Source organism: Pseudoalteromonas fenneropenaei (genome assembly GCF_042643375.1).
GTDB classification, from domain to species: Bacteria; Pseudomonadota; Gammaproteobacteria; order Enterobacterales; family Alteromonadaceae; genus Pseudoalteromonas; species Pseudoalteromonas fenneropenaei.
Genome location: NZ_JBHRSD010000002.1, coordinates 141182 through 163185, shown reverse-complemented (window position 1 = coordinate 163185; position 22004 = coordinate 141182). Strand labels below are relative to the sequence as shown.

Here is a 22004-nt window from a genome sequence, read left to right as displayed (position 1 = left end):
TCACGCAATAACCAAAACCTTTTAACTAGACACCGCTCAAGTTCAGAATTCAGCCCCTTTTGTGGCACATGTTACAGTCTGAAGCTTGAAGACATCGGTGGATAGATAAAGGTGAAGTGTAAATTACAATGAATTGGAGTGTTCATGTACTTCACAAAAACAAAACGTCGTGTGTTAGCTGTTTCTGTTATAGCATCAGCTACTAGTTTACTCACTGCCTGTCAAGACGACGCAGCCAACGCTGGTGGGCATGGCGGTATGCCTCCTGCTCAAGTACAAACCCAGGCTGTATCTCGCACTTCGGTGCCATTTACAATTGAATTGCCAGCTACCCTATCAGGTAATAAAGAAGTTGAAGTGCGTGCTCGTGTCGCTGGCATTATCGAGTCTCGTAACTTTGAAGAGGGCCAGCAAATTCAGCAAGGCCATTCTTTATTCACGTTAGATCTCGCACCATTTAAACTTGAAGTAGAAAAAGCACAAGCGCAATTACAGGCGGCAAAAGCAAGCGTAGAGCAAGCTAAACGCGAACGCGACCGTCTAGAAGCACTTAAGAACGAACGTTCTGTGTCAAAGCGTGACTATGACAACGCAAGTTCGGCGTACGACATTGCCATTGCTAACCTCGCTTCGGCCAAAGTCGCGTTGCAAAACGCTGAACTTGACCTCGAATATGCCCATGTGAAAGCACCTGTATCAGGTATTGTTGGTCGCGAATTTGTTTCCGAAGGCAGTTACGTACAAGGACCAAGCGTACTTTTAACTGAACTAACAGAAACCAAAACCATGCGAGTTCGCTTCGGCTTTTCCGAGCGTGAACAGTTAGATATGCGCCAAGAAGTAGAACGTGGTGACTTACAATTACCTACTGGACAGCAATTCAGCGTGCATCTTGTGATGCAAAACGGCAGCTTGTATGGGCAAGAGGGTAAAGTGAACTTTAGCGATGTACGCGTCAATCGTTATACTGGCACCAGCGAACTACAAGCCACCATTGACAATCCAAATGGCGAGCTACGCCCTGGTCAATTCGTACGAGTGCGTTTAGAAGGCGCTGTTCGTAATAACGCCATTGTCGTGCCACAGCGTGCAGTATTGGACAACGGCACAGGCAAATTTGTCTATGTGGCGGCCCAAAACGAGCAAGGCATGACAGTAGCGCTCCCCGCGCCTGTTGAAGTTGGCGAGTGGGTACAATTAAATGGCGAGAATGCTTGGGTTATCAAATCAGGCTTAAAAGACGGACAACCTGTTATTGTTGAAGGTATGGCGCGGATCTTCTTCCCTGGTATGCCTGTGCAAGTGTCTAATCAAGGAGCTTAAGACACGATGTTTTCGAGATATTTTATTGACCGACCAATTTTCGCATTCGTCATTTCTATCGTGATGGTGCTGGCAGGTCTGGCTGCAATGCGCAGTTTACCTATCGCCCAATATCCCGAGATTGCGCCTCCCGTAGTCCAAGTGACTGCGGTTTATCCTGGCGCTTCTGCTGATGTGCTTGAACAAACTGTTGCTGCACCGCTAGAAAACACAATTACTGGTGTTGAAGGGATGATGTATATGGAGTCGACCAGCACCAGCTCTGGTGTGACTTCTATCGCCGTGACCTTTGAAATTGGAACTGATGTTGACCAAGCCGCGGTAGATGTTAACAATCGCGTCAAGCAAGTTGAAGCACGTTTACCTGAAGAAACCCGCCGCCAAGGTGTCGTTGTTGCAAAAGGCTCTTCGAGCTTTTTACAGGTCCATGCGTTTTATTCACCTGATAACTCACGTTCAAGTTTATGGACCTCTAACTACGTGACCATGAATATCCTTGACCGCATCAAGCGTATTCCTGGTACTACTAACGTGCAGATCTTTGGTGCCAAAGACTACGCCATGCGAATTTGGCTGCGTCCCGATGTGATGAGCCAACTTGCCGTGACGGTTGAAGAAGTGACAGCAGCCATTCGCGAACAAAACTCACAATATGCAGCTGGGACTATTGGCGCTACACCGATTGGCAATAATCCACAAGAGTTAGTTTATAGCGTTACGGCAAAAGGCCGCTTATCAACACCAGAAGAGTTCGCGAACGTTATTATTCGTGCCAACCAAGATGGTTCTACCTTGCGCTTAAAAGATATTGCGCGCGTAGAACTTGGTTCAAAAGACTACAACTTTGCCGGTACCATTAATGGCAAAGAAGCCGTACTTCTCGGTATTTTCTTGCAACCCGGTGCCAATGCGTTGGATGTAGCGAATGAGGTTGAAGCAACAGTTAACGAACTGAAAGAAGCCTTCCCTGAAGGGCTTGCCAACTCAATTCCGTATGACACGACACGCTTTGTTGAAGTGTCTATTCGTGAAGTTTTAAAAACGCTCGTTGAGGCTATGGTACTGGTATTCCTTGTGGTTTACTTGTTCCTACAAAACTGGCGCGCCACTTTGATCCCCTCTTTGGCAGTACCAGTGTCACTGCTTGGCACCTTTGCTGGCTTATATATGCTTGGCTATTCAATTAATACCCTTACCTTGTTTGGTATGGTGTTATCCATTGGTATCGTGGTCGATGATGCCATCGTAGTACTTGAAAACGTCGAGCGTATTATGCATGAGCAACACCTTTCACCTCGCGATGCGGCTATCAAAGCGATGCAGGAAGTGAGCGGACCAGTGGTTGCGATTGTGTTAGTGCTATGCTCAGTGTTCGTGCCAATTGCATTCTTGGGCGGTCTTACTGGTGAACTATTCCGCCAATTTGCTATCACTATCTCTATCTCTGTGAGTTTATCAGGCATTGTTGCACTGACTATGACACCTGCATTATGTGTCGCGATTTTACGCCCTGAGCACAAGCAAACGGCTAAATTCTTTTTGTGGTTCAATGAATGGTTCAAACGTGTAACAGGACGTTATGTCAGCACAGTCAGCTTTATGGTCCGCCGTGGCTTGGTTGGTCTGACACTTATGCTCGTTATGGTTAGCGCGACATTGTTTTTATGGAAACTCACGCCAAACTCATTAGTGCCAGATGAAGACCAAGGCTATTACATCAGTGCTGTATTCTTACCTGATGGCTCATCACTTGAACGTACTAATGAAGTGGTAAAACAAGTTGTCGAGGCTATCCAGTCTAACCCTGCTAACGAAAACGTGGTGGCCTTTACCGGTTTTGATTTTATCGGTAATGGTTATAAAGCCAGTGCGGCAACCATCTTCGTCACACAAACCCACTGGGACGACCGAGAGATTGATGTGAAATCTCTCGTTGGTGAGCTGTATATGAAAACCGCGCATATCAACGAAGCCTTAGTATTAGCCTTTAACCCCCCAGCCATTATGGGTTTAGGTAACACGGGTGGTTTTGAGATTTTTGTGCAAAATAAAGGCGATGGTGGTGTAGATAAGCTCAAACACGGCATGAATTTGATGATGGCTGAAGCGCAAAAGAGTCCAATTATCGACGGCTTACAAACGTTATGGCGCCCAGATGCGCCACAGCTGAAAGTTGAAATGGATCGCGAGCAGGCGCATGCTATGGGGGTTAATATCAATTCAGCCTTTAACGCACTAGCAGCGAATCTAGGTAATTACTATGTCAACGACTTCAATAAATTTGGCCGAGTGTGGCAAGTAATCGTCTCAGCTGATGCCGAATATCGCATGAAGCCAGAAGATGTTGGTCGTATTTACGTGAAAAGTAATCGTGGTGAAATGGTACCGATTTCAGCCTTCACCAAAATCGAATATAGCCGCGGACCTGAAAGTTTAAGCCGCTACAATAACCTCTCGGCAGTCAAGCTGATTGGTAATGCCGCGCCAGGATACAGTTCAGGGCAAGCGATTGCTGAAATGGAGCGAATTGCCAAAGCAGTATTGCCACCAGATATGGGTTATGACTGGACAGGCTCCGCCTTCCAAGAAAAACGCAGCTCAGGTACAACCGGCCTTGCGCTTGGTCTTGCGGTGGTAATGGTATTCCTTATCCTTGCAGCTTTGTACGAGCGCTGGTCATTGCCTGTGTCAGTGCTACTGGCATTGCCATTTGGTACTTTCGGTGCGCTGGTTTCGGTATGGATCACCGGAATGACAAACGACGTGTATTTCCAAATCGGTTTAGTGACCTTGCTTGGTTTGGCCAGTAAAAACGCCATCTTGATTGTTGAATACGCGCTAATGAAGTATCAAGAAGGTTGGAGCGCAAGTGCCGCAGCACTTGAAGCAGCTCGCTTACGTTTTCGCCCTATCATTATGACTTCACTGGCCTTTATTTTAGGGGTTGTACCGTTGGTTATGAGTAGTGGCGCCGGTGCTGGGGCACGTCTCTCAGTCGGTACGGGAGTCATGGGCGGAATGATGGCCGCAACCTTCCTAGCGGTATTTTTTGTGCCATTGTTCTTCTTTTGGTTGATGGCACGTCGTGTCGGTGAGAAACGCTCGCGTGATGAGATTGCAGCTGAAATTGCTGAACATCACAAGAAAGAACATGTCGATACGGATGAAGGGTTAGCTTAACCTTTTATGCAACATTACCTTTGTAAAGCGCCGCACTAGCGGCGCTTTTTATTACTGTAAACTGTTGCTCCGAATAGCTAAAGTGGAGTTTTTGCTAAACTACCGTTATGATTAAGAAAAGCGCCAACAAGAGCAGTACCATGAGTAACAAGCAAGAGCAGTTTGAAGCATTCTTTCAGGTGGATGAAGCCAACCGAGTCAACTTATATCCGGTCAGTTTCACAGAAGTACCAATTGATCAAGATAAGCTAGAGCTCTCTATCCCACCGCTGTTTCGCTTAGCCAATGAGGTTAATGAGCTCAGTGTCAGTGTGCTGCGACCATTACGTAACCTTGGCGACGTGGCCGAAGAGCTGGCAACCTATTTACAAGCACAATCCCGCAAGATTGATTTGATCATGAGCCATATTCTCGCCACGGAAACCCCGGAAGAAGACGCTGAATATTGTGATAGCTATGGCGGCGGTGGACTTCGTGTAACCTTACCAACCGCCTATCCTATTGGGCAGTATTTTCGTACTAAATTGTTTTTACAACACGAAGCCAGCGCCATTTTTTGCTTCACCGAAGTCATTGCCACGACCACCAAAGATCAAGGCACACAACATACCTTAGTGTTTGCGCGAATTCGCGAATCTGATCAGGAATTGGTTGTCCGCGCCAGTCTGCATGCCCAAACGCGACAACTAAAAAAGCGCCAATTAGACAAGAAAGATCCACAAAACAGCTGACACCCCTGCATTCAATGATAAACTAATGGCTTGTTTGATGATTTGTAAACTCTCATGACATTTAGATTATTACCTGAATGGGCAGAACAAGATGCCATCATGTTAACTTGGCCGCATAAAGACACCGACTGGGCTGACATTTTAGATGATGTTGAACCTGTATATGTCACTTTATGCCAACAAATTAGCCAAGTCCAAAAAGTGGTGATCGTCGCCCACAATGACGACGTCAAAAATCACATTACCCAGCAATTAATTCAAGCTGACGTAGATCTCATGCAAGTGCAATTTGCACTGGCAAATTGCGATGACACTTGGGCTCGCGACCATGGCCCTTTAACCTGTGCCAATGAGCAAGGCGAATTAGCCATTAAAGACTTTATTTTTAACGGCTGGGGCAATAAGTTCGACGCCTCAATGGACAACGCGATTAACGCTCAAGTAGTTAAGCAACTTGCTGCGCCAAAGGCCCAGTATCATCCACTTAACTTTGTGCTTGAAGGCGGTGGCGTTGAAATCAACGAGCACGGTACTTTACTCGCCACCCGCGAATGCTTACTCAACCCAAATCGTAACCCAGACTATTCGCAGCTTGAAATTGAGCAATTGTTGCAAAAAGAATTAGGGGTGAAAGATTTCTTATGGGTAGATCATGGCTATTTAGCCGGTGACGATACCGACAGTCACATCGACACTTTAGTGCGCTTCGCCCCGAACAACACCTTAGTGTATGTCGAGTGTGATGACGAACAAGATGAGCACTTTAGTGCCCTTTCAGCTATGGCTGCACAGCTCCAAAGCTTTACCACCGCACAAGGCGAGCCATATCGATTAGTTGCCTTACCTTGGCCCAAAGCGATTTGTGATAAAGACGGTTATCGCTTACCTGCAACCTATGCTAATTACTTGATCTTAAATAAAACCGTGCTCGTACCTGTATACGCTGACGAAAATGACGCGCAAGCACTAGCGCAAATTCAACTTGCCTATCCAGACCGGACTGTAATTGGCATCAACTGTACGCCCATTATTCATCAGTTTGGCAGCTTGCACTGTATCACCATGCAGTTACCACGTGGATTTTTAAAGTAGGACACCCAATGACATCTCAGATTTTAAAAGTTGGCCTAGTACAACATAGCAATAGCCATGATCTGGCCGCTAACTTTGCCAAAACCGTACAAGGTATTCGTGATGCAGCCGCACAAGGCGCAAAACTCGTCGCTCTGCAAGAATTGCATCGCAGCCTGTATTTTTGCCAAACTGAAAACACCGATTTGTTCGATTTGGCAGAAACCATTCCGGGCCCTACTACTGATGCGCTTGGTGCGCTTGCCAAAGAACTTGGTATTGTCATTGTGTCGTCGTTATTTGAAAAACGCGCAACCGGTTTGTACCACAATACCGCCGTGGTATTTGACACTGACGGTAGCATAGCGGGTAAATACCGTAAGATGCACATTCCGGACGACCCCGGGTTTTATGAGAAGTTTTATTTCACCCCCGGCGACCTTGGTTTTACGCCAATTCAAACCTCGATTGGCAAAATTGGCGTTTTAGTCTGTTGGGATCAATGGTTCCCTGAGGCTGCGCGTCTTATGGCGATGGCAGGTGCTGAGCTACTCATTTATCCTACCGCCATTGGCTGGGATCCAACTGATGAACGTGACGAGCAAATTCGTCAACGTGATGCATGGATCATCGCCCAGCGCGCTCATGCCGTTTCTAATGGCGTGCCGGTAATCAGCGTTAACCGCGTTGGTCATGAAGCAGATCCCAGTGGCAGCAGCGAAGGCATTCTGTTTTGGGGCAATTCGTTTGTGGCAGGGCCGCAAGGTGAGTTCTTAGCGCACGGCTCAGAAACAGACGAGCAAGTCATGGTGGTTGATATTGACCAAACTCGCAGCGAATCTGTGCGCCGTATTTGGCCATATTTACGCGACCGCCGTATCGACCATTATCAAGATCTATTAAAAATTTACCGCGATTAATTATAACTAGGAGCAGTACATGGCAAGGGCGCACTGGCAATCTCTTCCTTGGGTAAAGTCTGATAGCGACAAAATTCACTGGGGCCAACTCGTTGGCAGTGGTATGAGCATTGCGCTCGCTGCTGCGATTAAACAGCATGCTGATTTAGTGGTCATTGTCACACCAGACACGCCATCTGCTCTGCGCCTAGAAACCGAACTGCAATACCTACTGACGTCTCCTGTGATGGTGTTTCCAGACTGGGAGACGTTACCGTATGACCATTTTTCGCCTCATCAGGATATTATTTCACAGCGTTTAGCCACACTTAACGCGCTGAAAAAGCAACAGCACAGTGTGCTCATTATCCCGGCTGCAACTTTAATGCTGCGCACCGCGCCAAAGTCCTTTATTCACGGTACAGCACTTCAGTTCAAAAGCGGTGAACAAGTTAATTTAGACGAGTTGAAAGCCGCATTAACTGACGCTGGCTACCGCAATGTGCAGCAAGTCATAGAACACGGCGAGTTCGCAGTGCGCGGATCAATTATAGATTTGTTCCCAATGGGCAGCTCTACCCCCTTTCGTCTCGATTTTTTTGATGATGAGCTGGACAGCATTCGAATATTTGACCCCGAAACCCAGCGTTCAGAAGACAAGATCGACGCCATTGTTCTCCTCCCAGCGCACGAGTTTCCAACAGGACAGCCGGATATTGAGCGTTTTCGCATCCAATATCGCAGCCAATTTGGCGCCAGCAGTGAAAGCGACTCAATCTACATGCAGGTGAGTAAAGGCAGTTTACCGGCCGGCATTGAATATTACTTTCCACTCTTTTTTGAGCAAACCGCTACGGTATTTGATTACCTACCGGACAACACCACTTTCTTTCATTTAGGCGATGTCGAACATGCCGCACAGCAGTTTTGGTTAGACGTCAATAAACGTTATGAAAACCGTCGCGTTGACCCGCTGCGCCCGTTACTTGCGCCAGCAAGCTTGTATTTGCCGGTTGAACAGTTGTTTGCTGAGCTAGCACGTTTTGCCCGCATTCGCTTATCTGCTGCCGCTTTAGGCACCCGAGCTGGGCATGTGAATTTGGATGCTGAATTACTCAGTGAAGTACGAATTGATCACAAACAAGCTGACCCTTATGCTGCGTTGCTCAAGTTTGTCAGCGAGCAAAAAGGCCAACAAGGTAAAGTACTGTTTTCAGTGGAGTCAGATGGGCGACGCGAATCGCTGTTAACTTTATTGAAGCCAACTGGACTCAAAGCCAAGCAGTTTGATCATTTTGACGACTTTATCAAGGCCAAAAGCGATGTTGGCATAGTCGTTAGCCCACTTGAGCAAAGTGTATTTTTAGCCGGCTCTCCTGCGCTTGCCGTTATTACTGAGCAAGAGCTGCTCGGGGTTAAAATCTCCCAACGCCGACGCCGTAAACACAAACACGACCAAGGTCAAGATGCGCTTATTCGTAACCTTGCTGAGCTCAAAGAAGGCCAGCCGATTGTCCATTTAGATCATGGGGTTGGTCGCTATTTAGGGCTACAAACCATTGAAGCTAATGGCATTGCTACAGAGTTTGTGACCATAGTGTACGCCAACGAAGCCAAACTGTACGTACCAGTCGCATCCTTGCACTTACTTAGCCGCTATTCAGGTGGCGAAGAAGCCTCAGCACCGCTGCATAAACTCGGCTCTGACGTGTGGGAAAAAGCCAAACGTCGCGCCGCGGAAAAAGTCCGCGATGTCGCCGCTGAACTTCTCGATATCTATGCTAAGCGTCAGAGTAAACCGGGCTATGCCTTTAAGCTTGATGGCAAATCTTATCGCGAGTTCTCAGAAAGCTTCCCGTTTGAAGAAACAGATGACCAACGCAATGCGATTGAAGCTGTACTGGCAGATATGCAAAGTGCGCAAGCAATGGACCGTTTAGTCTGCGGCGATGTTGGTTTTGGTAAAACCGAAGTCGCAATGCGCGCCGCTTTTGCCGCAGTAAACGATGGTAAGCAAGTCGCAGTATTGGTGCCAACCACTCTGCTAGCGCAGCAACATTATGAAAACTTCAAAGATAGATTTGCTGATTTGCCTGTCGAAGTCGGCGTGTTATCGCGTTTTAATAGCACAAAAGAACAAAAAGATGCGTTAGCTAAACTGGAAGCAGGTAAACTGGACATTGTCATTGGCACCCACAAATTGCTGCAAGAAGACATTAAGTTCGCCGATCTGGGTCTTTTGATTGTGGATGAAGAGCACCGTTTTGGTGTAAGACAAAAAGAGAAAATCAAACAGCTGCGCGCCGATGTCGATATTCTCACCCTAACCGCCACGCCAATCCCAAGAACGCTCAATATGGCCATGAGTGGCATGCGCGATTTGTCGATTATCGCCACTCCTCCTGCGAAGCGTCTGGCGGTGAAAACCTTTGTTCGTGAACGTGAAGATGAACTTATCCGCGAAGCCATTTTGCGTGAAATTAAACGTGGTGGCCAAGTGTATTTCTTACATAACAATGTTGAAACCATAGAGAAAGTAGCCGCAGATGTGGTCGATTTGGTACCAGAAGCCACTGTCACCGTGGCGCATGGTCAAATGCGCGAGAAAGAACTCGAATCTATCATGGCGGATTTCTACCACCAGAAATATAACGTACTGGTGTGTACCACTATCATCGAAACGGGTATCGACGTACCAACGGCTAACACCATTATTATGGACCGTGCCGACAAGCTTGGCCTTGCGCAAATGCACCAGTTACGTGGCCGAGTTGGTCGTAGCCACCACCAAGCGTATGCTTATCTCCTCACCAAGCCGACCAATGCGCTTACTCCTGACGCCGTAAAACGTTTGCAGGCAATTGAATCGTTGGAAGACTTGGGTGCTGGTTTTGCGCTTGCGACGCACGATTTAGAGATCCGTGGTGCCGGTGAATTACTTGGTGATGACCAAAGCGGACAAATTCAAACCATTGGTTTTACGCTCTACATGGAAATGTTAGAACAAGCAGTCAATGCCCTAAAAGAAGGTAAAGAGCCAACCCTTGAAAACCTCTTACAACAACAAACCGAAGTTGACTTAAAAGTTCCTGCATTGTTACCAGATAGCTATATTCCTGACGTAAATACCCGCCTTAGCCTCTACAAACGCATTGCAAGCTGTAAAGATCAAGAGCAACTTGATGAGTTACAAGTAGAGTTGATTGACCGCTTCGGCTTGTTACCCGATGCGACTAAGCACCTGTTCGCTATTCAAGCGTTAAAAAACCAAGCTCAAGATATTGGCATTAGCCGCGTTGAAGCAAATCCCAAAGGCGGCTACTTTGAATTTACCTCGCAAACCAAGGTTAACCCAATGTTCATTATCGGTTTGATACAAAGTGCACCGAAAATCTACAAAATGGATGGTGCGAATAAACTTAAGTTCACCATCGAAGCCAATAACGGCAATGAAAGAATCAAAATGATTAGCGCTATGTTGCATGATTTCCAGAAAAAGGCGGTTGCGTAATGAAACTAAAGGCAATGCTGCTTCTGCCTGTATTACTATTTTCATCATTGAGTCATGCTGAGCGCTGGTTTGAAGTCGAGTTTATCGCTTTTGAGCAACAACCCAATCCTCAACTTCGCGAAGATTTCTCGCTCTCTCATGCCGAGCTCAAAGGTAAAAATCAACGCGATTTACTAACCGATGGTTTCAATCTCTACGGCCAAAAAGAATGCTTAAATGGTAAGCGAGAATTTCCTTTAGCACCACTGGCCGAGCAATTGCTGAGTGCAAGCAATGTGTCACGCTATTGCCCAGATAACTTTAATTATCTCGATAGTTACGATCCGCTGCCATTGTCCCCTGCCGCAGAGCCGCAAGAACATACCGATGCAATTTACTTGCTCGATAGCAGCCAGCTGCAGATGCAAGACGTGGTCACTAAATTGCGTCGTAAAGGGCTTAAGCCTATGCTACATACAGGTTGGCGTTTTCCAGAGCAAAGTGAGCGCCGAGCACCGAATATGGTTATCTATGCTGGTAAGCGTTTTGCGGCACCAAGTAGTTACGAAGCGGTCAGTAATCGCGTAGCAAATGCGGGCTATCAAAGCTTATTACAACCTGAGTTTGGGGTGCTGCAACAGCCAGAACCCGATCTATGGCAATTGCAAGGACTGATGAAAATCCATGTCCGCCATTATTTGTTTATTACCACCGATTTTGATTATCGCTACTATAATCTTGACGGTGGGCTTGAAAGCGCGCGCTTTTCGCAGTTTACGCGAGTCTACAGCGGCGATATCCATTATCTCGACCATCCCAAGATGGGCATGATAATTCAAATAAGAAAGTACCAGCATTAATTTCCAATTAATGCCAATAATCGGGTCCTAAAGGGGAAAACCATGAAAAAACTCGCTATTTTAACGCTTGCGCTAGGTCTTACTGCATGTTCAAAAGTGAACATGGAGAATTACAACAAGATCAAAGTAGGTATGGACAAAGCTGAAGTTGAGCAGATCTTAGGCAGTGCTGATAAATGTGAAGAGAAAACGTTACACACAGCATGTATGTGGGGCGGTGAAGATAAGCATATTAAAATCACTTTAGTGTCAGATAAAGTCACTATTTACAGCAAAAAAGGTATTGAATAAGCTGTCTCTTGCTGGTGAGGGCTCTTTCGAGCCCTTCCTTATCTAATGCAACTGTGCTAAAACCCAAGCCCACATTGGCAAAGTCACAAAACTCATTACTAAGCCAATAGCAACCAGACTAGACACCATTTTTGGCGCAAGACCCGCAGCAATGGCAATGGCACCCGCTGAAATCATAACCGGCATTGCTGCCTCAAATACCGTCACTTTGAATACTAACGGCGAAACCTCAAAGCACATTAAAATTGCCAGCGCGATTAAAGGCATTAACAGCAATTTGACTGGCAGTGCAAATAGCAGCGGTTTTACCTCCGCCGCGTCAAGACGAAACCTAAACTGGAAGCCAACTGCAATCATAATGACAGGCACTAAAGTAGCCGCTAAAGACTCTAGTAGTTGTGTCAAAATTGGCGGATAACTCCAGCCTTTTAAGCAAAAAGCCAATATCAGCGCAATAAAAGACGGAAATGTGGCAATTCGCTTTAGCATCTGTGTAGCGCTTGGTTTATTACCATTGCCACCGTAAAGTGCCGCGAGTATCGTTGAATAGGTAGCAAGCGCGATAAAAGAGCCAGCTTGGTCATAAATAATTGCAACAGGTAAGCCTTCGCTGCCAAAAAAGGCTTCCACCATAGGAAAACCGAGAAACGAGGTATTGCCAAGTGGCAAGGCAATTAATAATGCCGCTGTTACTTCGCGTGACCACTGCCAGATTTTACTTGCCGCGAATACTAAACCTGCCACGACAGTTAAAATAAGCCAAGGCACAAGCGCTGGTAACAGTAACTCTGTTGAAAAATGAACCGTTGGAATTTTTAAAAACACCAGCGCAGGTAAAGCGACAACCAACACATACTGATTAAACACTAAACCCGTTTCTTGAGGAATTTGCGGCACACGCCGAAGGCCAAAACCTATAATCAAATAGGCAATAATCAGAACGAAATTTTCCATAACCGCTGAAGCTCAGTAATAAAGTAATCACTCTACTTAAACTTACTTAAAAACGCTATTCGACTAAGGCAGAGCGTCAACATTAAACGACCTTCCCCAAAACGCTAATAGACTCTACAAACTCGTACGCACATAGGCATCAAAGGAGATCTTTATCCGCCCTGTAAACCTTAGTAACAGCTAAAGCTCTTAAGTTTTGTGCCGATATAAGGGATACTTTCTCGGCGCAACGAAGTACAGGAACGTAAAAGATGAATATTAATGCGATGCAAAAGTTTGTCACTATAGGCACTAACCGAGACGAACGCGCTACAGCCGTTACTCCTCCCTCGCAAAGTCAACAGCCGTTGCATGTTGATATGCGCCAAAACACTGCTGTGGAAAACCAAGCCTCAAAAAGCGATAAGTACGATAACTTACCACCGGGGATCAAGAAAATGCTTGAGCGGATAGATGAAATTAAAGAACAAATTCGCTTATTTAAAGTAGAACTCGAAAAAATTCGCCAGAACACTGAGTTAAACGAAGAGTTGAAAATGGAATTACTTCAGCAAAAATCGCAGCAATTAACGCAGTTATCGGCTGAATACATCGCGTTGACGCAAGATGTGCAAGAGGCACTTAAAAATGCCGGTATTGACGATCCCGGCATTTTAATGAGTGTATTAGCGTAAACTATTAGCTAATTGAGAATGCCTGAGCAAATTCAAAGGTGAGTTCATAAGCAGAAATCGCTTTACACCCTGTGCGATTTTGTCCGCTCCACAGTGGTGTAAAATCCGCACGTCCCTTAGCTTCAGCGGCCTTACGTAGCTGATTAATAGCAATAGCTGCATACGGAAAAGGCGGCGCATCTTGATGCAAATTACCTAAATCTCTCATTAAGCGGTTCGCGATACCTCGAGCGGGTCGTCCAGAAAATAAGTTGGTCAGTTCAGTTTGCTGGTGTGGACCGCTCATTAGCGCATCGCGATGAAGCGGCGTAGTAATCGCCTCGTCACACAATAAATAGGCAGTACCAATTTGCACCGCCGATGCTCCAGATTGCATCATTGTGTGAATTTGTTCCATATCAGCAATACCACCCGCTGCAACCACGGGGACATCTAACACACTACACAGCTCTGCCAATAAATGAGATGTACTAGGTTGTTCGGTCACATCTAAATTTAAAAACATCCCACGATGCCCACCGGCCTCCGCCCCTTGGGCAATCACAATATCGGCACCATGTTGTTGCAACCACATTCCTTCTGCTTTTGTAGTAGCCGAAGCCATCACCACTGCGCCCCATTGTTTAACGCGCTGCAGTAACTGGGCATCAGGCAAGCCAAAATGAAAGCTCATGACGGGCGGTGCAAATTCAGCAATCGCATCTGCCATCTGGTGATCAAAAGGTAAACGCAGCGCCCCTAACTGTTGAGGGTCAAATTCAAGCTCTAATTCAGCAAAGTAAGGCTGTAATCTTTGCAACCAACGGGCTTGGACGTTCCAATCTAGCTCAGGTAAGGTATGGCAAAAAAAGTTAAGGTTGTAAATTGCCGCATCGGCAGCACGCAGTTTAGCAATTTCAGCACGCACTTGGGCCGCATCAAGCATACCACACGGCACTGAACCAAGCCCGCCGGCTCGTGTTACAGCAAGCGCCAAACGACTATCTTGTACTCCTGCCATCGGAGCTTGAATAATGGGATAGCGCGTATTAATTAGTTGCAAATAACTCGCTGCTGACATGACGATTTCCTTATAAATTTTGAACCTTAGCCAAGTTGGGTATAAATGGCTGGGTTATAAATTTCCATAAACGTATCTGGTTTACTGAGCGCAGTGAAACCAAACTGACGATATAGCCCATGGGCATTTGAGGTTGCTAAAGTAAAACGTCTTACGCCGGTTATACTTGGGTGACCAAGCACGGCTTTCATTAGCATTTTTGAGACCCCTAAACCTCGATACTCAGGCCAAACGATAACATCCACTAAATTGGCAAAAGTCGCGTGGTCAGTAATTATACGGCAAAATGCGATTTGTTCGTCGCCTAGATAAGCCGCGAGACAAACCGAGTTAGCAATTGCAGTCTCGACTGTAACCTTTGGAATACCCAAAGCCCACGTACTATGCTCCGTCAAAAAGCGATAAACTTTATCAATATTAAGCAGGGCTTTATCGTCACTAATAACAAACCCTTGTTCTTGGGCCAGCGTCATTGTTTGTCCTTTTAGATCTTATTTTACTGGCGCTTTTGCGCCGCTTGCACCGCCTTTTTATGCTCCCTCACTAATTGAAAAGAGCGGTACATCACCCACAATATGATAGGAACACTGAAAAGCAACATCAGGTTCACGGTTGTGTCATCGCGCAAAAACTCAAACACAGGATTGCCATCACTGAATTTAGCATGGAGCGCGAGACCAAACATCGTCATAGGAATTGCATCAATATAGCCAAGCTTCTTAAACTCTTTCTCAAGCTCAGTAGTTTGTTGTTCATTTTTATTCATTTGTCATCCTTAATAAAAATAAAAAGTGTTAAATCGGTTTGGCGTTACCAAAGCGTTTTGATTACGCAAAAAAGGAACATGACATACTGACCCTTAATCGTTTACATTTCAATATCTATCGCTTTGAATAAACGCTATTCTTTTTCACGACATACGGGCCTTTTTGATATCTATTCCATTCTTAGCACCGCAGCCAATAAAAAAGCGCCTCGAGGGCGCTTTCTTGATTAAAGCTTGCGATTACAAACGAATACCACCGTCGATTTCAATCACTCGACCGGTGAAAAAATCATTTTCGATAATATATTTTGCAGTATGGGCGATTTCTTCCGCTTCACCTAAACGGCCAACTGGTTTCATTGCCACCAAACGTTGCTTCGCTTCTGGCTTCATGGCATCTGTCATGGCAGTACGAATAACCCCTGGGGCAATAGCACCAACACGAATGCCATAGCGGCCAAGCTCTTTTGCCCAACTGGTGGTCATGGCAACCACACCTGCTTTGGCAGCAGAATAATTCGTTTGCCCCATATTGCCCGCACGCGCGACGCTCGACATATTGATGATAACACCGCCTTGCCCGCCTTCTACCATCTTGATGGCAGCTTCACGGCCGCACAGGAAGACCCCAGTGAGGTTCACATCAATGACAGATTGGAATTGCTGTAAAGACATTTTGTCAGTAATTTGACCGTCTTTAAATTTCAGCAACATGCCATCACGCAAAATGCCTGCGTTATTGATAAGCACCGCAATACCGCCGAAATCAGCTTGGATTTGGTTAAAGACGTTTTCAACTTCAGCCTCAACACTCACGTTGGCGACATAGGTTTTTACTGCAATATCAAACTCGCTTAACGCCGTTTTAGCGTCAGCCAAAACAGCTTCTTGCATGTCAATAAGGGCAAGGTTAGCGCCTTGTTTCGCCATCGCCGTTGCCATCGCAAAACCTAAACCCTGAGCGCCACCAGTAATAACTACCGTTCTATTTTTAATGTCCATCGTTACTTCTCTGAATAGAGTTTAAAGATAGCGCTGAAATCTTCGCTCCCTTTGCCTTGATTTTGCATCAGGTTATAAAGATTCTTTGCCAGCGCACCAAGTGGGGTTGCCGAGTTTGTTTGTTGTGCCGCCTGTTGAGCAAGTCCAAGATCTTTTGCCATTAGGTCGACCATAAAGCCCGGCTTATACCCATTTGTGGATGGCACATTGTCCTGCACATTCGGGCATGGGTTGTACACTTCCAATGTCCAGTTGCGCCCAGAACTAGCCAACATGATCTCACTTAAAACTTTCGGGTCAAGACCATGATCTATCCCAAGTTGCAGTGCTTCGCTGGTGCCTGCCATTAATATTGATAACAGCATATTGTTACAGATCTTCGCCACTTGGCCGGCGCCAATATTACCCGCATGGAAAATGTTTTTACCCATGTTGGTTAAAATGGTTTTTGCTTTTACAAAGTGCTCATCACTGCCGCCGACGATAAAAGTCAAAGTACCAGCCGCTGCGCCTGCTACTCCACCAGAAACTGGCGCATCAACAAACGCAATACCTGCTGCTGCGAGTGCTTTGCCCACAAACTGCGCAGATTCTGCATCTATAGTCGAAGAATCAATCACTAATGTCTGTGGTTCAAGATAATTCACTAAACCATCTTCACCTGTGTAGATAGCGCGTACATGCTTGCCTGCAGGTAACATGCTAACCACAAAATCAGCACCGGTACATACCGCGCTGACTTTATCTGCTAATTGCGCACCTTTGCTCGCTAAATCAGCCATAGCTGCTTCGGACAAATCAAATACCGTGACTTGATGACCCGCTTTTAACAAATTGGCTGCCATTGGGCCGCCCATATTACCTAGGCCAATAAATCCTATTTTTGCCATGTTTTGCTCCTAAAGCGAAGCGAGTGGATGTGTTTTATCATCCCACTGCGCTGCAAAAAAACTTTCAACAATTGCTGGCTCTACCGCAGACAAAGCCGCATAACGCCATGCAGGTGCGCCGTCTTTATCGATTAACAGCGCGCGAACCCCTTCTTGGAATTCACCAAATTTGCCACATTGCACCGACATGCCGAGCTCCTGCATAAAACAGGTTTTTAGAGTCTTACCCGCACTGCGTTTGAGCTGCTCGCTAATAAGTACCGCGCTTAATGGCGAGCCGTGCTGTAACGACGCCTGCGCACGAGCTAGCCATTTATTTTCACTATTCAAACTCAAAATATAATCCACTTGCGCGGCTAAGCTAGGTAACGCTGCCATTTCAGCTAACTGAGGTAATAATGGCTTTAACTCGCTCTTTGGCGGTTTGCCTGAAGCATTGTCGAGCTGTTGTAACAATTGACTCAACTTTTCATGATTAAGAGCCACCGTTTTACCAAACTTGGTTTTAGTTAAGCCAATGAGCAGCTCATCAAATTTGGCAGCGTCGACAAAGTAGTCGCCCAAACCTACAAGGTGAGCATCTTTCGCATTAATTGACGCACCAGTAAGGCCTAAAAATAGCCCTACACCTGTTGGCATTTTATTGAGGAAATAACTGCCACCTACATCTGGGTATAAACCGATGGTGATTTCTGGCATCGCAATGCGCGCGCTTTCAGTAACCACTTTGTGGCTCGCGCCCGCCATCAGTCCAAGGCCGCCGCCCATGATGATGCCATTACCCCAGAGCAGAATAGGCTTTTCGTAGCAATGGATTTGATAATCGAGGCGATATTCTTCACTGAAAAACGTTTCAATGTAGTTTTCTGGGTCGCCGCTGTGCATGGCTTTATACAAGCTCACTACATCGCCGCCTGCGCAAAATGCTTTTTCGCCTGCGCCTTTTAACACCACCATGGCAATGTTGTCATCATTCGCCCAAACACTCAGCTGCGGTGCTAAGGCTCTGATCATCTCAAGATTTAGCGCATTCAGTGCCTTTGGTGCATTTAAGGTGGCAAACGCCACCTGCATACCATTGTCACAATGCGCTACTTCAAACACCACAGGGGCATCAGGTGTATTGAGTAGCTGTAGTGCGGTCATTAGCCATTCACCCAATTTGCTTTGCGTTTTTCTAAAAAGGCGTTCACGCCCTCTTTTTGGTCTTGCGTATCAAACAGAGTGACAAATAGCTCACGCTCTAACGGTAAGGCGCTGTCGATAGTCCCTGTACGGCCTTTTTGAATTAAGGTTTTACAGGCTGTGACAGCTACAGGGCTTTGCTCCGCCACTTTTTCTGCCAGTGCCAGTGCTGCAGATAAACCTTCACCTTTAGCAACAACCTCTTCCACTAAGCCGATTTCTAATGCTTTTGCAGCAGTGAGGCGCTCACCGCACAAAATCATTCGCTTGGCCCAACCCTCTCCAACCAACCAAGCGAGGTTTTGTGTACCACCCGCGCAGGGTAACAAGCCAACTTTGGCTTCCGGTAACGCCATTTGCGCTTGCTCTTCGGCAATACGAATATCACAAGCCAGTGCCACTTCTAAGCCACCACCCATGGCGTAGCCATTGATAGCGCTGATAGAAACACCACGGAAACTGCTCAGCGTTTCAAATGCTTCACCAAAAACGCGCGACATATCGGCCGCAACACCTTTATCGCCGCTGGCAAAAACATTTAAGTCGGCCCCTGCCGAGAAAAACTTCTCGCCTTCGCCGGTAATCACTAAGGCATAAATGCTTTTGTCACTGTTTAGTTCTTGCACTAAATGTTTTAAGCCCACCAAAGTGTCGCGCGTCCAAGTATTGGCAGGTGGATTCGACATCGTCACAACAGCGATATGACCTTGTGTTTCAAGTTTTAATTGAGCTGACATAGTAATCTCCTTACAGTACGGCGGCTGCGCCTTCGGCCAAAATACGACGTGCGATGATCACGCGCATAATTTCATTGGTGCCTTCAAGAATTTGATGGACACGAACATCACGGAAATGACGCTCTAACGGATATTCTTTAATGTAGCCATAGCCACCGTGGATCTGCAACGCATCGTCACAGACTTTAAAACCCACATCGGTAGCAAAACGTTTTGCCATCGCGCAGTAAGTGGTTTTTTCAGGGTCTTGGCTATCTAGTTTATAAGCAGCTAAACGCACCATTTGCCTTGCCGCGACTAATTCGGTATTCATATCCGCTACTTTAAACTGCAGTGCTTGGAAGGCCGCGAGCGGCTTGCCGAATTGCTGGCGCTCTTGCATATAATTGATGGCAGTATTAAGTGCTTGCTGGGCAGTGCCTAATGAGCAAGTGGCAATATTAATACGACCACCATCAAGGCCCATCATGGCAAACTTGAACCCTTCACCTTCTTCACCAAGCAAATTGCTAACTGGAATGCGTACATTTTCAAACGTAACTAAGCGAGTTGGCTGAGCGTTCCAACCCATTTTTTCTTCCGCTTTGCCATAAATCACCCCCGGTGCATTGGCTGGCACAACAACTGCGGAAATCCCTTTTGGACCGTCTTCACCGGTACGTACCATTACCACCAACACGTCGGTTTCACCGGCACCAGAGATAAACATTTTTGAACCGTTTAGCACGTATTCGTTGCCGTCTTTAACCGCTTTGGTTTTTAATGAAGCAGCATCAGAGCCTGAACCTGGCTCAGTTAAACAGTAGGAGGCAAGCAACTCCCCCATCACTAAGCTATCCATATATTCTGCTTTGGTTTCTTCGGTTGCAAAGCTCGCAATCATCCAAGTTGCCATATTATGAATGGTTAGCATTGCCGTAGTGGCCGTACAGCCCATCGACAGCTGTTCGAAAATAATGCTTGAATCGAGACGAGATAAACCAAGGCCACCGGCTTCTTCTGGGGTATACAAACCACAAAAACCGAGTTCACCAGCTTTTTTTATCACGTCTTTTGGAAAAATATGTTCTTGATCCCACTTCGCTGCGTTAGGTGCCAGCTCAGTCATGGCAAATTGGTATGCCGTTTCGGCGAATGCTTTTTGATCTTCGGTCATATCAAAGTTCATACGAACCTCTTCTGCTGTTGTCATGTGGTAGCTAACGCCACCTAATTATTATTTTCGCTTGCTATACCCTTCCTACTTTAAGTTGCAGCGGTGTTCGCTACTTTCCCCCAATCACCTAGGATATCTATGCTCATGGGGATGAGCTTACTTACCTACAACACCAAGTAATGTGGGTATAAACACTGTTTAAGGGCGACCCAAAGTCGCCCTCAGCGTATAAATTAACGTAGGTTAATACTCATATTTGGGCCAGTGACGACCTCATCATCGAACCAACGCGCGGTAACCGTTTTAGTTTCTGTGTAAAAACGCACACCTTGCTTACCATAAGTATGTTGGTCACCGTAGAAGGAGTTTTTCCAACCGGTGAATGAGAAGAAAGGTAAAGGCACAGGAATTGGAATATTAATGCCCACCTGACCGACTTCGATTTGTTGTTGGAATTTACGCGCTGCGGCGCCACTAGCGGTGAACAATGAAGTACCGTTACCGTATGGGTTACGGTTGATAAGCGCTATCGCTTCATCTAGCGTGTCAACAAATACGCAGCTTAGTACCGGGCCGAAAATTTCCTCTTTGTAGATAGCCATATCTTCAGTCACGTTAGTAAATAACGTTGGGCCAACCCAGTTACCAGATTCATAACCCGCAACAGTGAAGTTAGACCCATCCACTAAACAAGTTGCGCCTTCGTCTTTACCGCTTTGAATTAGTGACAAAATACGTTGTTTTGCTTGTGGTGTGGTTTGCGGACCATAGGCAGCTTGCGGGTCGTTCCAAAGCCCAGGGCGCACACTTTCAAAGCCTTTTTTAATGTCTTCAACCCATTCTTTTGCTGCGCCAACAAATACCGCTACTGAAATACCCATACAACGTTGACCACCCGCACCAACCGACGCACCAACGAGGTTATTAACGGTTTGCGCTTTTGATGCATCAGGCATAATCACCATGTGGTTTTTCGCACCAACACATGCCTGCACACGTTTTTTATGCTGGGTGCCTTTGCTGTAGATGTAGTGGCCGACATTACAAGAACCCACAAAAGAAATGGCTTTTATCTCTGGTGCTTCTAACAGTTGATCAACTTGTGCTTTAGTACCATGTACCACTTGCAGCACGCCTTTAGGTGCACCCGCTTCTTCAAACAGTTCAACTAAACGCATCGGGGTAAGCGGATCTTGCTCTGACGGCTTCAATATAAAGGTATTGCCACACACAATCGCCATTGGGAACATCCAAAGTGGGATCATGGCTGGGAAGTTAAATGGGGTAATACCTGCGCACACCCCAAGTGGTTGCATGTAAGAATAAGTATCGATATTGCGCGCGACGTTTTCTACCGTTTCGCCCATCATCATAGCTGGGGCATTAGCAGCTTGTTCAACCACTTCAATACCACGCCATACATCGCCTTTTGCATCTTCAAAAGTTTTGCCAAGTTCGTGACAAATAATAGTCGCGATTTCTTCTTGATGCTCTTTTAAAAGCGCAGCGTACTTCATCATGATGCGCGCACGCTCAGGCACTGGCACATGACGCCAAGTTTTGAACGCATCTGCCGCGGATGCAATAGCGGCGTTTACTTCAGCTTCAGTAGCACAAGGCACTTTTGCTATGACTTCCTGATTTGCCGGATTTACGACGTCAATCCACTGCTCTGTTTGTGACTGAGTAAATTCGCCGCCGATGTATAATGGTACTTGGTGCATGAGCACTCCTC

19 protein-coding genes are annotated in these 22004 nt (G+C 46.3%); 9 read left to right on the top strand and 10 right to left on the bottom strand.

Annotated features, from left to right (window positions below; all coding sequences use genetic code 11):
- Positions 1–144: 144 nt before the first annotated feature.
- The 8 genes from ACFOEE_RS02020 (at position 145) to ACFOEE_RS01985 (ending at position 11845) form a co-directional block, all read left to right on the top strand.
- Positions 145–1323, top strand: coding sequence for an efflux RND transporter periplasmic adaptor subunit (locus ACFOEE_RS02020; protein ID WP_377120404.1), 1179 nt, complete (start codon positions 145–147; stop codon positions 1321–1323).
- 6 nt (positions 1324–1329) lie between these two features.
- The gene (locus ACFOEE_RS02015) at positions 1330–4503 is read left to right on the top strand and encodes an efflux RND transporter permease subunit (protein ID WP_377120402.1); all 3174 of its coding nucleotides are present in this window, start codon (positions 1330–1332) and stop codon (positions 4501–4503) included.
- Between the two features lie 140 nt (positions 4504–4643).
- Positions 4644–5234, top strand: a complete 591-nt coding sequence (locus tag ACFOEE_RS02010) for a PilZ domain-containing protein (RefSeq protein WP_377120400.1) — start codon at positions 4644–4646, stop codon at positions 5232–5234.
- Between the two features lie 54 nt (positions 5235–5288).
- Positions 5289–6326, top strand: a complete 1038-nt coding sequence (locus ACFOEE_RS02005; RefSeq protein WP_377120398.1) for an agmatine deiminase family protein — start codon at positions 5289–5291, stop codon at positions 6324–6326.
- An 8-nt stretch (positions 6327–6334) separates the two neighbouring features.
- On the top strand, positions 6335–7225 hold the full coding sequence (locus ACFOEE_RS02000) for a carbon-nitrogen hydrolase (protein ID WP_377120396.1): 891 nt from the start codon (positions 6335–6337) through the stop codon (positions 7223–7225).
- Positions 7226–7244: 19 nt separating this feature from the next.
- Positions 7245–10715, top strand: a complete 3471-nt coding sequence (mfd, locus tag ACFOEE_RS01995; RefSeq protein ID WP_377120394.1) for a transcription-repair coupling factor — start codon at positions 7245–7247, stop codon at positions 10713–10715.
- Positions 10715–11554 carry a CsiV family protein gene (locus tag ACFOEE_RS01990; RefSeq protein WP_377120392.1) on the top strand — a complete coding sequence of 280 codons (840 nt, stop codon included), beginning with the start codon at positions 10715–10717 and terminating at the stop codon, positions 11552–11554. The genes mfd and ACFOEE_RS01990 overlap by 1 nt, the downstream gene beginning before the upstream one ends.
- Before the next feature lie 42 nt (positions 11555–11596).
- On the top strand, positions 11597–11845 hold the full coding sequence (locus ACFOEE_RS01985) for a DUF3862 domain-containing protein (RefSeq protein ID WP_377120390.1): 249 nt from the start codon (positions 11597–11599) through the stop codon (positions 11843–11845).
- Positions 11846–11887: 42 nt separating this feature from the next.
- Here ACFOEE_RS01985 and ACFOEE_RS01980 read toward each other — a convergent pair whose 3' ends face one another.
- Positions 11888–12799, bottom strand: coding sequence for an AEC family transporter (locus tag ACFOEE_RS01980; RefSeq protein ID WP_377120388.1), 912 nt, complete (start codon positions 12797–12799; stop codon positions 11888–11890).
- 251 nt (positions 12800–13050) lie between these two features.
- Between ACFOEE_RS01980 and ACFOEE_RS01975 the strand changes: the two genes are divergently transcribed.
- Positions 13051–13473, top strand: coding sequence for a hypothetical protein (locus ACFOEE_RS01975; protein WP_377120386.1), 423 nt, complete (start codon positions 13051–13053; stop codon positions 13471–13473).
- A gap of 4 nt (positions 13474–13477) precedes the next feature.
- Here the strand turns inward: ACFOEE_RS01975 and ACFOEE_RS01970 are convergent, their stop codons facing one another.
- From ACFOEE_RS01970 to ACFOEE_RS01930, 9 genes are all read right to left on the bottom strand, one after another.
- Positions 13478–14533: an NAD(P)H-dependent flavin oxidoreductase gene (locus tag ACFOEE_RS01970; RefSeq protein WP_377120384.1), complete on the bottom strand. Its 1056-nt coding sequence runs from the start codon at positions 14531–14533 to the stop codon at positions 13478–13480.
- A gap of 26 nt (positions 14534–14559) precedes the next feature.
- On the bottom strand, positions 14560–15006 hold the full coding sequence (locus ACFOEE_RS01965) for a GNAT family N-acetyltransferase (RefSeq protein ID WP_377120382.1): 447 nt from the start codon (positions 15004–15006) through the stop codon (positions 14560–14562).
- Between the two features lie 23 nt (positions 15007–15029).
- Complete coding sequence (locus ACFOEE_RS01960; protein WP_377120380.1) at positions 15030–15299, bottom strand: hypothetical protein; 270 nt, start codon at positions 15297–15299, stop codon at positions 15030–15032.
- A 240-nt stretch (positions 15300–15539) separates the two neighbouring features.
- Entirely contained in the window at positions 15540–16301 is a 762-nt protein-coding gene (locus tag ACFOEE_RS01955; protein ID WP_377120378.1) for an SDR family oxidoreductase, read from the bottom strand.
- Between the two features lie 2 nt (positions 16302–16303).
- Positions 16304–17191, bottom strand: coding sequence for a 3-hydroxyisobutyrate dehydrogenase (gene mmsB / locus ACFOEE_RS01950; protein ID WP_377120376.1), 888 nt, complete (start codon positions 17189–17191; stop codon positions 16304–16306).
- Positions 17192–17200: 9 nt separating this feature from the next.
- Positions 17201–18337 carry an enoyl-CoA hydratase/isomerase family protein gene (locus ACFOEE_RS01945; protein WP_377120374.1) on the bottom strand — a complete coding sequence of 379 codons (1137 nt, stop codon included), beginning with the start codon at positions 18335–18337 and terminating at the stop codon, positions 17201–17203.
- The gene (locus tag ACFOEE_RS01940) at positions 18337–19113 is read right to left on the bottom strand and encodes an enoyl-CoA hydratase (RefSeq protein WP_377120372.1); all 777 of its coding nucleotides are present in this window, start codon (positions 19111–19113) and stop codon (positions 18337–18339) included. Before ACFOEE_RS01940 ends, ACFOEE_RS01945 begins: the two co-directional genes overlap by 1 nt.
- Positions 19114–19123: 10 nt before the next feature.
- Positions 19124–20281: an acyl-CoA dehydrogenase family protein gene (locus tag ACFOEE_RS01935; protein WP_377120677.1), complete on the bottom strand. Its 1158-nt coding sequence runs from the start codon at positions 20279–20281 to the stop codon at positions 19124–19126.
- 221 nt (positions 20282–20502) lie between these two features.
- Complete coding sequence (locus tag ACFOEE_RS01930) at positions 20503–21993, bottom strand: CoA-acylating methylmalonate-semialdehyde dehydrogenase (protein WP_377120370.1); 1491 nt, start codon at positions 21991–21993, stop codon at positions 20503–20505.
- Positions 21994–22004: the final 11 nt, after the last annotated feature.